17 protein-coding genes are annotated in these 15,527 nt (G+C 32.2%); 8 read left to right on the forward strand and 9 right to left on the reverse strand.

The window, feature by feature from the left end; translation table 11 throughout:
• Positions 1 to 111 precede the first annotated feature (111 nt).
• The 4 genes from QZZ53_RS06595 to QZZ53_RS06610 all read left to right on the forward strand — a co-directional run bounded on the left by QZZ53_RS06595 (position 112) and on the right by QZZ53_RS06610 (position 2,531).
• Entirely contained in the window at positions 112 to 459 is a 348-nt protein-coding gene (locus QZZ53_RS06595) for a TfoX/Sxy family protein (protein WP_296382798.1), read from the forward strand.
• Positions 456 to 911, forward strand: coding sequence for an SRPBCC family protein (locus QZZ53_RS06600; RefSeq protein ID WP_296382800.1), 456 nt, complete (start codon positions 456 to 458; stop codon positions 909 to 911). The genes QZZ53_RS06595 and QZZ53_RS06600 overlap by 4 nt, the downstream gene beginning before the upstream one ends.
• Before the next feature lie 13 nt (positions 912 to 924).
• Entirely contained in the window at positions 925 to 1,452 is a 528-nt protein-coding gene (locus tag QZZ53_RS06605; RefSeq protein WP_296382801.1) for a GNAT family protein, read from the forward strand.
• 344 nt (positions 1,453 to 1,796) lie between these two features.
• Positions 1,797 to 2,531 carry a hypothetical protein gene (locus QZZ53_RS06610; protein WP_296382804.1) on the forward strand — a complete coding sequence of 245 codons (735 nt, stop codon included), beginning with the start codon at positions 1,797 to 1,799 and terminating at the stop codon, positions 2,529 to 2,531.
• 17 nt (positions 2,532 to 2,548) lie between these two features.
• Here QZZ53_RS06610 and gldC read toward each other — a convergent pair whose 3' ends face one another.
• Both gldC and gldB read right to left on the reverse strand, forming a co-directional pair.
• Entirely contained in the window at positions 2,549 to 2,887 is a 339-nt protein-coding gene (gene gldC / locus QZZ53_RS06615) for a gliding motility protein GldC (protein WP_296382806.1), read from the reverse strand.
• Positions 2,887 to 3,843: a gliding motility lipoprotein GldB gene (gene gldB, locus QZZ53_RS06620; RefSeq protein ID WP_296382809.1), complete on the reverse strand. Its 957-nt coding sequence runs from the start codon at positions 3,841 to 3,843 to the stop codon at positions 2,887 to 2,889. The genes gldC and gldB overlap by 1 nt, the downstream gene beginning before the upstream one ends.
• A gap of 90 nt (positions 3,844 to 3,933) precedes the next feature.
• Here gldB and nadE point away from each other — a divergent pair, with 90 nt between their 5' ends.
• Together nadE and QZZ53_RS06630 are read left to right on the forward strand one after the other, a co-directional pair.
• Complete coding sequence (gene nadE, locus QZZ53_RS06625) at positions 3,934 to 4,722, forward strand: NAD(+) synthase (protein ID WP_296382810.1); 789 nt, start codon at positions 3,934 to 3,936, stop codon at positions 4,720 to 4,722.
• Positions 4,723 to 4,862: 140 nt separating this feature from the next.
• Positions 4,863 to 5,492: a response regulator transcription factor gene (locus QZZ53_RS06630; protein WP_296382812.1), complete on the forward strand. Its 630-nt coding sequence runs from the start codon at positions 4,863 to 4,865 to the stop codon at positions 5,490 to 5,492.
• Here QZZ53_RS06630 and dnaG read toward each other — a convergent pair.
• Positions 5,489 to 7,453 carry a DNA primase gene (gene dnaG / locus QZZ53_RS06635; protein WP_296382813.1) on the reverse strand — a complete coding sequence of 655 codons (1,965 nt, stop codon included), beginning with the start codon at positions 7,451 to 7,453 and terminating at the stop codon, positions 5,489 to 5,491. The two genes, QZZ53_RS06630 and dnaG, sit on opposite strands and share 4 nt — an antisense overlap.
• 173 nt (positions 7,454 to 7,626) lie before the next feature.
• On the opposite strand from dnaG, the gene QZZ53_RS06640 reads away from it, so the two are divergent.
• Positions 7,627 to 8,904 carry an aryl-sulfate sulfotransferase gene (locus QZZ53_RS06640; protein ID WP_296382816.1) on the forward strand — a complete coding sequence of 426 codons (1,278 nt, stop codon included), beginning with the start codon at positions 7,627 to 7,629 and terminating at the stop codon, positions 8,902 to 8,904.
• A 96-nt stretch (positions 8,905 to 9,000) separates the two neighbouring features.
• Here the strand turns inward: QZZ53_RS06640 and QZZ53_RS06645 are convergent, their stop codons facing one another.
• The 4 genes from QZZ53_RS06645 to QZZ53_RS06660 all read right to left on the reverse strand — a co-directional run bounded on the left by QZZ53_RS06645 (position 9,001) and on the right by QZZ53_RS06660 (position 12,568).
• Positions 9,001 to 10,086, reverse strand: a complete 1,086-nt coding sequence (locus tag QZZ53_RS06645; RefSeq protein ID WP_296382818.1) for a hypothetical protein — start codon at positions 10,084 to 10,086, stop codon at positions 9,001 to 9,003.
• Positions 10,087 to 10,135: 49 nt separating this feature from the next.
• On the reverse strand, positions 10,136 to 10,921 hold the full coding sequence (locus QZZ53_RS06650; protein ID WP_296382820.1) for a hypothetical protein: 786 nt from the start codon (positions 10,919 to 10,921) through the stop codon (positions 10,136 to 10,138).
• Positions 10,908 to 11,471, reverse strand: a complete 564-nt coding sequence (locus QZZ53_RS06655) for an RNA polymerase sigma factor (RefSeq protein WP_296382822.1) — start codon at positions 11,469 to 11,471, stop codon at positions 10,908 to 10,910. The genes QZZ53_RS06650 and QZZ53_RS06655 overlap by 14 nt, the downstream gene beginning before the upstream one ends.
• 119 nt (positions 11,472 to 11,590) lie before the next feature.
• The gene (locus QZZ53_RS06660) at positions 11,591 to 12,568 is read right to left on the reverse strand and encodes a polyprenyl synthetase family protein (protein WP_296382825.1); all 978 of its coding nucleotides are present in this window, start codon (positions 12,566 to 12,568) and stop codon (positions 11,591 to 11,593) included.
• 134 nt (positions 12,569 to 12,702) lie between these two features.
• On the opposite strand from QZZ53_RS06660, the gene QZZ53_RS06665 reads away from it, so the two are divergent.
• Positions 12,703 to 14,145 (forward strand): T9SS type A sorting domain-containing protein, encoded by a 1,443-nt coding sequence (locus QZZ53_RS06665; protein WP_296382826.1) that lies wholly within the window; start codon positions 12,703 to 12,705, stop codon positions 14,143 to 14,145.
• A 51-nt stretch (positions 14,146 to 14,196) separates the two neighbouring features.
• On the opposite strand, the gene rlmN is transcribed toward QZZ53_RS06665, so the two are convergent.
• Positions 14,197 to 15,237: a 23S rRNA (adenine(2503)-C(2))-methyltransferase RlmN gene (rlmN, locus tag QZZ53_RS06670; RefSeq protein WP_296382829.1), complete on the reverse strand. Its 1,041-nt coding sequence runs from the start codon at positions 15,235 to 15,237 to the stop codon at positions 14,197 to 14,199.
• A 90-nt stretch (positions 15,238 to 15,327) separates the two neighbouring features.
• Positions 15,328 to 15,527, reverse strand: a 200-nt coding sequence (locus QZZ53_RS06675) for an S-adenosylmethionine:tRNA ribosyltransferase-isomerase (protein ID WP_296382831.1), incomplete at its 5' end; no start/stop codon positions are given.

The following is a 15,527-nucleotide window of genomic DNA, read 5'->3' on the forward strand; positions in this document are numbered from 1 at the left end:
TAGATTTTAGCATGATACACAAACTATAGAATTAGGCAACTGTAACTTAAATTGTAATTATTTTATTGGATGCATATAAATTGATTTCAAATAAAATTAATATCTTTAAACATGGCTTACGACGAACATCTCGGAGATAGAATCCGCCAAATTATGCAATCTAAAAACGTTCCTTTTTACGATAAGAAAATGATGGGAGGTTTAGTATTTATGGTTAACGATAAAATGTGTTGTGGTATACATATAGATAAAAAATTTGGAGATAGTCTCTTAATGGCAAAAATTGGTATTGAAGCATACAAACAAGAGATAGAAAAAGAAGGATGCTTACCCATGGATTTTACAGGAAGACCAATGAAAGGCTACATTTTTGTAACACCGTCTGGTTTTGACATGGATATTGATCTTGAATACTGGATTGATAGAGCCGTTGACTTTAATAAAACCCTCACCAAATGATACATAAAGGATTTATAGACATTAACCAATCACTAGATAAAGTCACTGCACTTTTTGCAGACCCAAATAACCTAAAGGAATACCAAGATGGGTTTGTAAGAAAAGTCCATGTTAGTGGAAACAAAGGACAAACTGGTGCTGTTTCTAAAATGTATTATAAACATGGTAAAAACGAAATGGAATTAACCGAAACCATTACTAAAAATGATTTACCACATACATTTGAAGCTAGTTTCTATCATATTCATATGGACAACACCATGAAATGCAATTTCACAGCGCTTAGTGATAATGAAACCAGATACGAATACGAGTATGAGTACACTCGTATAAATTGGATAATGCCAAGACTTATAGCAATACTGTTTCCGAGTATGTACAAAAAACCTGCAGAAAAATGGTTACGACAGTTTAAGGCTTTTGCGGAAAAAACAATAATTTTAAAAAGTTAAGCTATTGGTTAGAATGGACATTGAAATTCGAAAACTGAAACCCAAAGAATCAATTTTTTATAGAGAATTGAGATTGAAATGTCTAAAGAAATACCCAATGTATTTTACCTCTAATTACCATGATGAGAAAGCAAAAGAGAAGCTGTTTTTTCAAACTTATATAGAAAAATCTGATGTAAACAATTTTGTTATTGGAGCATTTATGAACGATACTTTGATTGGAATTTCTGGTTTTAATCGTTATGACAGAACAAAAATAAATCACAAAGGAAGAATAATTCAAGTGTATGTCAATCCAGATTATCAAGGGCGACAGATTGGTTTAAGCCTAATTAAAGTAACCATAGATGAAGCCTTTAAGAAGAAGGGTATTGAACAAATTGAAATTGATGTTATCTCAACCAATAAACATGCAGAAAAACTTTATAAAAAAATAGGGTTTATCGAATATGGAATTCAAAAGAATTTTATAAAAGTAGGTGGCATCTACTATGATCATAAAATGATGATGCTATTTAAAAATCAATATACTAGTTCTTAGATAATCTGAAAAATAAAATACAGACAATAAAAACGACACTCGAAAAAAAGTCGAAAAGAAGGCAGAACGAAAGAAGAATTGCATCAAGTTATTGAATGACTTACTGGTTTTAACGAAAACAAACTACAGTAATTCATTGATGAAAAAGTAACGTTTAAAACTTTCTTTGAATTTCATTTCACATCCTTTTTCCTACCATACGCCGAAAACGTCAACATATCATCCTAAAAAAAACGCTAAACATCTTAGTTATAGCCTTAAAATAGCCGTTCTCAATACATTTACTTCTGTAAGCACAAAATTTTTGTGTTTGTATTGTTTCCCAAAACAAAAACCTACTTATAATGAAAACTGCGTGCACAATAGTATTATTGCTTTTGACAACATTAGGTTATGGTCAAAAATCTACATTAATTCAAAATATTAATGTTAGAGCAAAAGAATTAAAACATAGTTTAAATAAAACTGGAGATAGCCTAATCCTTGAAGGTAAACGTCCTATAGATAAAGTTGAAATCTTCAATGACAACTTTGAAAAAAAGTTTATAGTAAATCATCATAAAGCAAAAATTCCGTTACACAATATTCCTCTTGGTCGATTTGTAACATCAGTTAAAGTTGATGACAAGCTCATTATCATTACACTATTACGACATAAAACGCTCAAAGAATTGCCAAAAATAAGTACTTCTAATGAAACTGAACAGACAAACAATAAAGCTGTAACGGTATCACAAAATGAAGCACAGGGTAAAGCTATAAGTGTTATAAGTTCCATGGGGAAAGCAGTAAAAAGACCTATTAAGCATGTTCGATTTTATTGGATTGTAAATAAAATTTACAAAGGCCATAGCTCTAGAAAAATCATGAAAATTGGAGACCGAGAATCGGTTGCTAAAATGATTAAACAAAACGAAATTGATCTTAAAACCAAATCAGGAAAATATAACGAACTCACTATTTGGGAAGTTTATGATACTTCAAAATTTATGAGATACAAACGCCAAAACCCAGATTACGCAAAAGCAAAGAACGCGGAGTGCTTTAATACAGTTCCTTTTTTTCAGTCTAAACTATGAAGAGATTAACTTATAGTCTATTGTTTTTTTAATTCTAATTTTTCGGCAAAATAATCACAGAAATCTTTCATTGTTGCTGTCATTTTTTCATCTTGTGTAGCGCGTAAAAACGAATCGCTCATGGTTACCAAAGTCTGATGAAAAAAGAGTTTCATTTCATCTACAGGCATGTCTTTAGTCCATAAATCTATCTTTAATGTTTCTTGTGCTTTACTGTCCCAAACAGATAACATTATGGCTTTTGCCTCTTCATTATTAACTCCACCATCTTGTGCAGACCAATTGAGTTTTTCTGGCACACGGTTTTCATCGAGTTCTACATTTAGCACTATTTTAGACTTTATAATCTTAGACATTACTTTTTGGGTTTAAATTTTGATTTTCTAAAAATTTCTTCAGGCTCAGTCTCTATTATTTTCATAACATCCTCTCCTGTTCTTTCCGCATAAGCTTTTACAATTTGCCAACCTATATACTGACCTAATCGTCCTGGTGACTCGTTATCAAATTCCAGATAAAACTTAGAAAAAGGTGCATCAGCAATAAAGCGGCTAGACAATTTATTATCTGAACTGTATAATAATTCTTTCTCTATAAAATGACTCCAAATAGGACTTTCATTGGCCTCGGCCCAATTAATCTGTACTTCTGTATATCCTATTTTTTCTGCATCAGTTTTAAACGGAATCATTATATCTTTAAAGTAAAGCAACTTTCCGAAATAAATCATCTCTTCAATAAAAGATTTCCTTTTTGTTTGATACACGTATTTTTTAGCATAACCATCTGCCACATCAGAAACTATCTGATTCTTCTTCATATTAGCTGTGATATACATTGGTATGTTTTGGTAAAAGCGATGTTCTGCGCCCAAATAATTATCTAATGCAATGAGCACCAATGAATCATTAACAATAGTCTTATCTCTGTAAGCAACATCGTTAGTAAGTGTAATAACTCTTGGTATGCTAAATGTTTTGTCGTAGTATTTTAAATGTTGAAATAAACCTGTTAATTCTTCCTTTACCTCTTTAAATTCCGAAAAGGTTTTCTTTACTTCAGATAACAATTCATTTTGAAGTGTATCTGTAATTCTGCCAATCCAAACTGAATCTGGCACATGCTTTGAAAACAGAAATGGATACGCTTGTTTTAACTTTAGAAGATCTTTTGGTTCGGCTTCTAAAAAAGCCTTATCAAAACGTTCAACTATAAAGTTAGTGTCAATTTTGGCAATCTCCTTTTCTTGTTTAGAATCATCATCACACGACACAAAAAACAATCCCAATATTAAAATTATGTAAATTCTCATCAGCTTAACATAAAACATTTTTAATCCTAACACGATTGCGTTATTTTTGTTGTGCAAATGTACACTTCTTTACATTAAATTTTAAATATTATGCAAACAGAAAAGGTCGTAAATCATATTGTAGATTGGTTAAAAGATTATGCTACAAATGCCAGAGTTAATGGTTTTGTTATTGGTATTTCTGGCGGAATTGATTCTGCGGTAACCTCAACACTTTGTGCAAAAACCGGTTTAGATCTTTTATGTATAGAAATGCCAATTCACCAAGCAGCAAGCCATGTAACAAGAGCACAAGAACATATTACACAGTTAAAAAAACGTTTCCCAAAAGTAAGTGATACACGTACTGATTTAACTCCTGTTTTTGAAGAATTTAAAACAGAAGTCAATCTAGAAGGCAAACAAGCCACTGTTGATATGGCTTTAGCCAACACTAGAGCACGTTTACGTATGACTACTTTATACTATCACGCAGGTTTACTTGGTTTATTAGTTACAGGAACCGGAAACAAAGTTGAAGACTTTGGTGTTGGTTTTTATACTAAGTATGGAGATGGTGGAGTAGATTTAAGTCCGATAGCAGATTTATTAAAATCTGAAGTTTATAAGATTGGTAAGTATTTAGATGTACCAGAATCTATTATGAATGCAGCTCCTAGTGATGGTTTGTTTGGAGATGCCAGAAGTGATGAAGATCAGATTGGAGCTTCTTATCCTGAATTAGAATGGGCAATGCAAATGTTAGATAAAGGCAAAAAAGCGGAAGATTTTGAAGGTAGAAAACGTGAGGTTTTTGAGATTTTTATGCGTTACAACAGGTCAAACAAACACAAGATGATCCCTATACCAATTTGCGAAATTCCTAAAAATTTAAAATAATTGTTGCATTTTATCGAATAAATTAGCAAGAACGCTTAATTTTTGATTATTTTTGTTTAACGAATATCCACTTTTAAACTTGACATAGCTTTTTGCTATAGTAATAAAATAACCCTAACAAAAACCAAAATCAATTTGTCATGATACAAATTCTGATTGTTGACAGTCACCCTATTGTAAGAACTGGTCTAGAACTGTTCTTAAATAGCAAACCAGATCTTAAAGTCGTCGGAAGCTTAAGCAGCGGTATTGAAATATTTGAATTTGTAAGACGCCATGATGTTGATGTTATTATATCTGAAGTTGATCTCCCTGAACTTAATGGAATTACTGCACTTAGAGCCATTAAGAAAGAAAATAAAAACGTTAATGTCTTAATGTTTAGTCATCAACCCGAAGAGATTTATGCAATTAGCACACTTAAGGCAGGAGCTTCTGGTTACCTAAACAAAACAGCTAGTATTGAAACGATTGAAGCTGCAGTGCGTAAAATTCATTCTGGAGAAGTATCTCTTAGCGAAAAAATGGATAAACACTTACGCTATGAAGACACACGTAAAAGCAGAAGCCGTTTATTCAAAAAGCTTTCTACAAGAGAAGTTGAAGTATTAAAACTACTTTCTATTGGTAGAAAAAACAAGGAGATAGCACAAGAATTAGATATTAATGAGAAAACTGTTAGTACTTATAAAGCTAGACTTTTTAAAAAGTTAAATGTGACTAATATTGTGGATTTAATTCATCAAGCGAAGCATCATAACTTAACTTAACCTATTACTTTACCTAACTTACGAGACAATAACATTTTAAGACCAACATAGTCTTTTACATCTTCTATGATTGAGCGTGTATCCGAGCCCTCTTTTAAGGTTTCATTTTTATATTCTGCTACTTTTTGATCTATTAAATAGCAGCGTAAACTTAAAATAGTTTGACTTACCAATTGTGATACAGCATGTTCTTTTTCTTTAGGAATAATTTGATTTCGTTCCCAATCGTGAAGATTATACTTTTCATCTTCCATTAAAATACTGGTCACAGTACCTGCTGATTCTTGATCTAATTGATTGACAAAGTTTTTGGTTGAAAAATTTTCGTCTTGATTCAACTTATCTATAATAGAGTAATAAAGTGTTTTAAACTGCTCATTAGAGAACTGCATTTCATCTTCTTGAAGATCTAAATAAATTTTCTCAAACACACGAGCTTCGTGTTTTGTCGGTTCTAAAATTAAATCACCAGAAACCTCATCTTCCTTTAATATTAAATCTTCAAACTGTTCTGTTCTATCACCATAAAGCATTAAAATTTCGATAATTTTTCGTTCTAATTCATACTGAACATTTATCTTTTGCTTAGGCTGCTCAACATTCTTAACAACTTCAAACGCCTTTTGCTCTTGCTTATGTTTTCTATTCGCTTCTTGAAAATCTTTTTTACTAATTTGTGCTAATGTACTAAACAATACATTCTCACTAATATCCATTATGCGTGCACACTCTTGGATATAAATTTCGCGCTTTATCTGATCAGGAATTTTAGCAATACTGTTTACAATTTCCCGAATCGTTTCAGCTTTCTTAATAGGATCATTATTTGCTTCCTTTACTAACAAATATGCTTTAAACTGAATAAAGTCCTTAGCATTTTCATTGAGATATTCGGTAAGCTCTTCTAAGGTATTTGATTTTGCGAAACTATCTGGATCTTCACCATCTGGAAAAGTACAAACCTTTACATTCATACCTTGTTCTAGTATTAGGTCTATACCTCTAATTGAGGCTCTAATACCTGCAGCATCACCATCAAAAAGTACTGTAATATTATTGGTAAGTCTATTAATTAATCTAATTTGGTCTGGTGTTAATGCTGTACCAGAAGAAGATACTACGTTTTTAATTCCGGTTTGGTAAAACTGAATCACATCTGTATAACCTTCTACCAAATAACAGTTGTCTTCTTTCGCTATGCCTTGCTTTGCATAATACAAGCCATAAAGAACTTTACTCTTATGGTATATTTCGCTTTCTGGAGAATTGAGATATTTTGCCGCTTTTTTATCGTTAGTTAGAATACGTCCACCATAGCCAAGAATACGACCACTCATACTATGAATTGGAAACATGACTCTGCCTTTAAATCTATCGAATCGTTTCTCGCCTTTTACAATAGTAAGACCTGTAGCTGATAAAAAATCTATACTGTAACCTTTGCCTAAAGCATCATCAGTAAAAGCTTGCCACTCATCTAAAGAATAACCCAGTTGAAATTTTTTAATCGTCTCTTCTGTAAATCCTCGTTCTTTAAAATAACTTAAACCAATGGCTTTCCCATGGTCTGTGCTATGAAGCGTTTTTTGAAAATAGGTATTAGCATATTCACTAACCAGATACAAACTTTCTCTGGTATCTGCTTGTGCTTTTTCTTCATCAGTACGTTCTGTTTCTTCAATTTCAATATTGTACTTTTTTGCTAAATATTTAATCGCTTCAGGATACGTAAAATGCTCGTGTTCCATTAAAAAACTTACGGCATTACCTCCTTTACCTGTTGAGAAATCTTTCCAAATTTGTTTTACAGGAGATACCATAAAACTTGGTGTACGCTCTTCACTAAAAGGACTTAAGCCTTTAAAACTACTACCCGATTTTTTAAGCTGTACAAAATCACCAATCACTTCTTCTACGCGAGCGGTTTCAAATACTTGTGCTATGGAGTTTTGTGAGATCATACTTTTCCTGCGAAGACTGGAATCTAATTAATATTTTCAATGTTTTGTGGATTCCTGCCTACGCAGGAATGACAAGTCTGTAAATTTAAGATAAAGATTCGTTTTAAGTACAGTACTCTAATATATAAATTCATTGATACGAAAATATTAATTAAATTTGTGAAAAAACTTCTATGAAAACTATAAAATGTATTATTTACACCCTTATTATTATAGTAATTTATTGTTGTGATAATGATGATGAAGGTTCTCAAAAAATTATGATTGCCCCTACACTGACAGATAATGTAGAGGTCTACAATGGCAATTTAATAGAAAATGGATATGTCTTCGCTGTTAAAAATGGAGGTACAGAATCTTTTTTGTTAGACAAAGCAGGAAACAAAGTTAAAGAATGGACTTTTGATAAAAATCTTGGTAATGATTTAGAGCTTCTTAGTGATGGTAGATTGTTAGGAATATTTAAAGCCGAAAATCCTGATATTCTATTTGGAGGATATGGTGGAATTGTTCAATTAATTGATAATGAGGGAAATATTGAATGGGAATACACTAACGCTGACAACAATCAGATTTCTCACCACGATACAGAACTTTTGCCCAATGGAAATGTTCTTATTATTATATGGGAGCGTATAACCGCTATAGAAGCTCAAGCAATAGGAATGAATACAGATGTAGATATTTTTACTGAAAAAATTATTGAAGTCAATCCTGCAACAAATCAAATAGCATGGCAATGGAGAAGTATTGAGCATACTATTCAAGATAACGATAATACAGCATCAAATTTTGGCAGTATTAGTAATAATCCTAAAAGAATAGATATAAATTACAATTTGCCACAAAATGGTGACATTATGCATGCCAACGGAATAGATTATGATCCTGACGATGATGTTATATTTTTAAGCGTAAATAAATATAGTGAAATATGGGTTATTGATCATAGCACTTCATCCGCTCAAGCATCTACTGGTGTAGGAGGTAATTACAACAAAGGAGGTGATTTAATATATAGATTTGGAAATCCAGAAACATATATGAATAATTTTGGTGAGCGCTTATTTAATAGTAATCATTTTCCAAATTTTCTACAAAATAATGAACCAGGTTCAGGAAATATCCTTGTTTATGAAAATGGAATAGACGTTGATATTTCTACAGTTTATGAATTAGAAATGCCTCAAAACTATAATCTAATTCCAAATACAGACAATGAACCAAATATAATTTGGAGTTTTACAGATCCTACGATGTATCATGGTAGAATCTCTGGAGCTGTTAGGCTAGACAATGGCAACACTCTAATAACTGAAGGAGACTTCGGCTTTTGGGAAGTTACTAACTCTGGTGAAGTCGTTTGGAAATATAATGGAATGGGTGATATCTATTGGAGAAGCTATGGTTACATAAATAGTGACCAAGAAATAATTGATTTAAATTTATAAAGCCTTAATCTAAAGATAGACTAAGGTTGTTAAACCAAAAAAGCCCTAATCCAAAACAGATCAGGGCTTTTAACACTCAAAAATTGATTAATTTATTTAATCTAAATCCCATCTAAGACCTAATGAAATATTGTTTTGCTCAAATGCCTGATCTTTAAATAATGGACTTAAGTCGTATTTAGCATATATAGACAAGTCTCCTACACCTATATAACCACTTAATCCGTAGACAAAGTTTGACGTATTAAAGTTTCGTCTCTCTTTATTCTTTACGCGATTACCATCTTCATCTTCATAAATTAGTTTTTGCTGCGAAGCTATTCTTACACCTCCATAACCACCTAGACCAATTTTGAAATGCTCATCAGTTGAGTATCTAAGTCTGTCTTTAAAATCGCGTTTCTTAGATGGACCAAATTCAAAATGTACAGGTATTACTAAATTAGTTACTCTAAACTTGGCTTTCTTAAGATTTAATGGAAACTCTTGTAACATAGTTTCATCACCATCTTGCACAAAGTATTGGTTTTTCTTAATATTTAATTTATTCCATTGAAACGAAAGTCCGTAGTTTAATCTGGCAAAATTAGATTCTTTTAAAAGTCGTGTTTGCCATACCCAACCTAATTCTACAAAACCTGAACCTCCTAATTTATATGGTGAATCATCTAAATTCTGTCCATCTCCAATTGTGTTATTAAATCCTAAAGCAAATAACATCTTATTGCTTGTACGTATGTCGTATTTTGGTTTTTTCTTTTTAGTACTAAAATTTAAATGTAACCCATTAGATCCTATTGAAATAGATGCTCTATCATCTTCATCTCGTCTATATTGCCAAGAATCATAACCATTTCTTTGTAATAGCGCGATTTTACTGTTGATGATTGCAGTTCGGTTTTCAATGTTAAATACAGCTGTTTTTGCAGCTTCTTTTTTAAGATCTTCTGCTTCTTCAGCAGTAATCTTCTTAGCGTCTAATTTTTTGTTGATTTTAGAAATCTTTAACTTTAGAACGTCTCTTTCTTGTTGTTCAATTTTAGCCTTATCTTCTTGTAAATTACTAATCTTAAAATCAACCTCTACCTTTCTAAGCGAGTCTAACTTTTTTGTTTGCGCCTGTACTGTAGCAAATGTTAATGAGATAATTAAGTACACTACTATTCTTGTAATTGTATTCATAATTGTTCGTTTTTTGATTTATTGATGTTTATTTAATTTGATTTTTGTTTTAATTATTACGTTCTGCAACAGCGGTTTTTACCGTTTCGTAACTGTCTTTAAGTGCATCGAATACTTTACTCCTAAAAGACTGTCCCATTTCATCTTCCACACTCATTAGTAAAGCATTTGCATCAACGATTTTAGACGCTTTATTCTGTAACTTATCTTTAACTAATTCTTTACTAGCCAGCTTTAATAGTGAATCTATTTCTCTATCAGTTACTGATGCATTTTCTGATTTTAAATCCTTAAGAGCACTTGCAACTGCATCTTTCATCATAGATTTATTAGTTAGCATTGGTAACTCTTTTTTCAAATCTTCCGCTTGCTTAAGTACATTCGTTTTAATACTAGAGTTATTACTCTCTGCAAGTTGTGTTTTAGATTTTGACTTTTTATGAGCTGTTTTTTTATAGTCAATAATTTGAGGTTCATCTGCAACTGGTGAACCGCCTTTTTCATCTTTAAGAATATCACCTTCAATTACCAATTCAATAGACTCAGTATTATTTAGATTTTTCTCTATATTCTCTATTTGTTCTTTTTCTACCTGATCTTCAACAACTTGAGGTATTACTTCTTCTGAATCACCATTGTTAAAAAATTGAATAGATACAGCAATCATAATAATTAACCCAGCAGCAATACTCAACCACCAAAATATTGGGTTTTTAGATTTCTTTTCATCTGTATATAAACGCTCAGACAATTTAGACCAACCATCCGCTGATGGCGACAAGGTGCGCTTCTCGAGCTTGTCTTTTAACTGTTCTTCAAATTTAATTGGTGCCATAACTGCTGTTATTTAATTCTTTAATTTTTTTCTGTAGCATCTGTCTTGCCTTAAATAATTGAGATTTCGATGTCCCTTCAGATATATTTAATAATTTAGCAATTTCGCGATGTTTGTACCCTTCTATAGCATACATTACAAATACAATTCTGTAACCTTCAGGTAAACTATCTATCAATTGCTGAATTTCGGCAACTTCAATATTTGTCTTTATATTATTTGTATAATCGTGCTCTATATACTCATCTTCTGTTGCAAATTCAATCTTCTTTTTTTGCCTTAAATATGAAATTGCTTCTCTTACCATTATACGTCTTACCCAACCTTCAAAACTACCTTCATTCTTAAATGTCTTCAGATACCTAAATACTTTAAAAAAACCATTCAGCATTACCTCCTCTGCCTGATGCACGTCTTTAATATAGTACCTACATACACTCAACATTTTAGGCGAATGCAATTCATACAAAACATGCTGTGCCTCACGATTGTGTTTCGCAGCTCTTTGAATAAGTTTAGTTTCATTTTTATGAAGTTGAATAACTTTCATTGTATTATTTACGATGGCACTTCTATTAATAAAGACGCAATTTTGTTACCAAGGGTTGTCTGGAAAGTAAAAATAATTTAAATTAATTTTTAACTAATTGATTATTAGTATTTTAATTTTTATTTTTTTCTGTCAATAACATAATCTACCATGAGCTTTAAAGAGGCTCTGTATTGAGATTCGGGATAGGTTTCTAATAAATCTAAGGCTTCTTTTTGAAATGCTTTCATTTTTGAAATCGCATAATCTAAGCCTCCATGAGATTTCACAAATGCAATGACGTCATTGACACGCCTCTTATCTTTATTATGATTCTTTACTGAATTAATGAGCCATGCTTTTTCTTTTTTCGAGCAGTTATTTAAAACATGTATAAGTGGCAAGGTCATTTTTTGTTCTTTGATATCTATACCTGTTGGCTTACCAATTGCTTCTTTACCATAGTCAAACAAATCATCTTTTATTTGAAATGCCATACCGATGAGCTCTCCAAACTTTCGCATGACTTCAACTTCTGGTGAATTTGGTTTCACTGAAGCTGCTCCTAAACTACAACAAGCCGCAATTAAGGTTGCAGTTTTTTGCCTTATGATATCGTAGTAAATTTCTTCTGTTATATCTAACTGTCTGGCTTTTTCTATTTGAAGTAATTCACCTTCACTCATTTCGCGAACAGCAACAGATATAATTTTAAGTAAGTCAAAATCATTATTATCTATAGATAACAATAAACCTTTAGACAACAAATAATCACCAATAAGAACTGCAATTTTATTTTTCCAAAGGGCATTAATAGAAAAGAAACCACGTCTTCGATTACTATCATCTACAACATCATCATGAACCAAAGTTGCTGTATGTATTAACTCAATAACTGAAGCACCTCTGTATGTGCGTTCACTAACCTCACCATTATTCATCATCTTTGCCACCAAAAACACAAACATTGGCCGCATTTGTTTCCCTTTGCGATTAACAATGTAGTGTGTAATTCTGTTAAGTAATGCAACCTTACTTGCCATAGAGAGTTGAAACTTCTGTTCAAAAAGTTCCATCTCGTAAGCAATGGGTTGTTTTATTTGTTCGGTTATTTTCATTTATAGCTTAATGCGTTGTAAAATTACAAATTCTATCTCTTTTTATTCTTAAAATCAAAATTATGATGAATTAACATTTCATAATCTTATTTATTTGTAACTTTAGTGCAATTAATTCAAAAAACTTAAAATTTATGAAAAAAATTACTTTACTAATCGCGTTAGTCTTTACCTCAAGTCTAATGTTTGCACAAGTTGTATTAACTGAGGATTTTGAAGCAGGCTTAACTGTACCTGCTGGTTGGACTAATAATGATATTGCTGGTGGTGGAGAAATATGGACTTTTGAAACAGGTGGAGAAGCCGTTGGTTTTAATGACCCTAATACCATTTATTATGCAAATAGCGAAATGGAAGGAAATTATGCTATTTTTGATAGTGATGGATATGGTGGAGCTATTGCAGAAGATTCAGCACTAGAGAGCCCAGTTTTTAGTTGTGTAGGTCTTACAGCAATAACGTTATCATTTAACAATGGTTTTACGACTGGTTATGGAGGGCAAGGTTTTGTAGAAGTTTCTAGTGATGGTGCTGCTTGGACTCAGGTTGCTTCATATGGTGCCGCAAATGCATTTGGTTTTGAATCTATAGATGTGTCTGCGCAACTTGCAAATATTGCAACAGCACAAGTACGTTTTAGATGGGTTGGTGACTTTGCATGGGGTTGGGCTTTTGACAATGTTTCTGTTTTTCAATGTACAGTTAATGTCCCTGACCCAGTACCTTCAGCGATAACTCCTCTTAATGGAGCTACAGATGTAGAAATTAATTATGGTACTACAAATAATATTAACCCATTTGAATGGAATGAAGCAGAATTTGGTGGTGCAGCTGACACCTATAACATTTCTCTTGGCGAAACAATGACTGGAGATGACATAGGAACAATTTCTGGTTTTGATAGTGGTGGTGGAATCAATTTTGGTTGGTTACCTAATACTACATACTATTGGTTTATTGAAGCTGTAAATTGTGCTGGAGTTACAGCAGGACCAATTTGGAGTTTCACTACTTCTGCATGTACGGATGTAGCTGCACCAGGAGCTACAAACACACCTTTACCAGCAGATTCGGCTATAGATGTAAGTCTCTCTTCGCCTGATAGTTCTACAATATTCAGTTGGACTGGACCAGATCCTAATGCTGATTACACATTGAATTTGGGCACTACAAATCCACCTACTCAACCATTTAATAATTTTGTAAGTGGTGACCCAATTACTGGATTAGCGGTGAATACAACTTATTTTTGGAGTGTAGATGCAGTTAATTGCTTTGGTACAACACCAGGACCTGTATGGAGTTTCACTACAGCTGCCGAATTATCAATTGAGGACAATGAATTAAATACATTTAGTGTTTATCCTAATCCAACTTCTGATGTCTTAAATATTAAATCATCAAAAGAAATTGATAACATTACGGTATTTAACCTTTTAGGTCAAAATGTTGCTAGTTTTAAGAAAAATGACATAACAAATTCGTCTATTGATTTAGCAGAGTTATCAAATGGCCTTTATTTAGTTAAAATTTCGGCAGGAGACACAACTCAAACGATTAGAGTTACTAAAGATTAGTTTTTAATATTTTAAACAAAAAAAGCGGCAAATTGCCGCTTTTTTTATGTCTTAACTTTTGTTAGCCAGCTGTCCACATGCCGCATCAATATCTTTTCCTCTGCTTCGTCTTACAGTAACTGTAATATTATTGGATTCTAGTACTTTAACATACATATCAATAGCCTTTGTATTCGCTTGCTGAAACTCACCATCATCAATTGGATTGTATTCTATAATATTAACTTTACTGGGTGCAAATTTGCAAAACTCAACTAAGGCATCAACATCTTTTCTTTGGTCATTAATACCATCCCAAACTACATATTCATAGGTAATTCTATTTTTTGTTTTGGTATACCAATATTGCAAAGCTTCTCTTAAATCTTGCAAAGGAAATGTAGCATTAAAAGGCATAATAGAAGTACGCACTTCATCTATTGCAGAATGCAAGGAAACAGCCAATTTAAATTTCACGTCATCATCTGCCATTTTCTTAATCATTTTTGGTACTCCAGATGTAGAAACTACAATGCGTTTGGGCGACATTCCTAAGCCTTCTGGTGATGTGATTTTATCTATTGCTTTAAGTACGTTATTGTAGTTCATTAACGGTTCACCCATTCCCATAAATACAATGTTACTTAAAGGTCTGTTATGATATAATCTGCTTTCATTATCTATAACAACAACTTGATCATAAATTTCATCTGGATTTAGATTACGCATACGTTTTAATCTCGCAGTGGCACAAAACTTACAGTCTAAACTACAACCAACTTGAGAAGAGACACAAGCGGTTGTACGTGATGCTGTTGGAATTAAAACCGATTCTACAATTAAATCATCATGAAGACGTACAGCATTTTTAATAGTTCCGTCAGAACTACGCTGCATCTGATCTACTTTGATATGATTAATTACAAAGTTATCTTGAAGCATCTGACGTGTTTCTAAAGAAACATTAGTCATATCTTCGAAACTATGTGCCGACTTTTGCCATAACCATTCGTAAACCTGATTTCCTCTAAAAGCTTTATCTCCATTCTTCACAAAGAATTCTCGAAGTTGCTCTTTAGTTAAAGCACGTATATCTTTCTTTTTTATTTCCATTATATGCAAAAATACTTAAATGAAATGGGTTTGTTACAAAAGCAAAAAAGCCTCAACTAAGAGGCTTTCAATTAATATCTATTTCTAAAATTAGATGATTAGCATGGCATCACCATAAGAATAGAATTTATATTTTTCTTTTACTGCTTCTTCATAAGCTTTCTTCATAAAATCGTGACCAGCAAATGCTGATGTCATCATTAATAATGTTGATTTTGGTGTATGAAAGTTTGTAATCATAGCGTTAGCGATACTAAACTCGTAAGGTGGAAAGATGAACTTATTCGTCC

Source organism: Winogradskyella sp., assembly GCF_016744625.1.
GTDB lineage: Bacteria > Bacteroidota > Bacteroidia > Flavobacteriales > Flavobacteriaceae > Winogradskyella.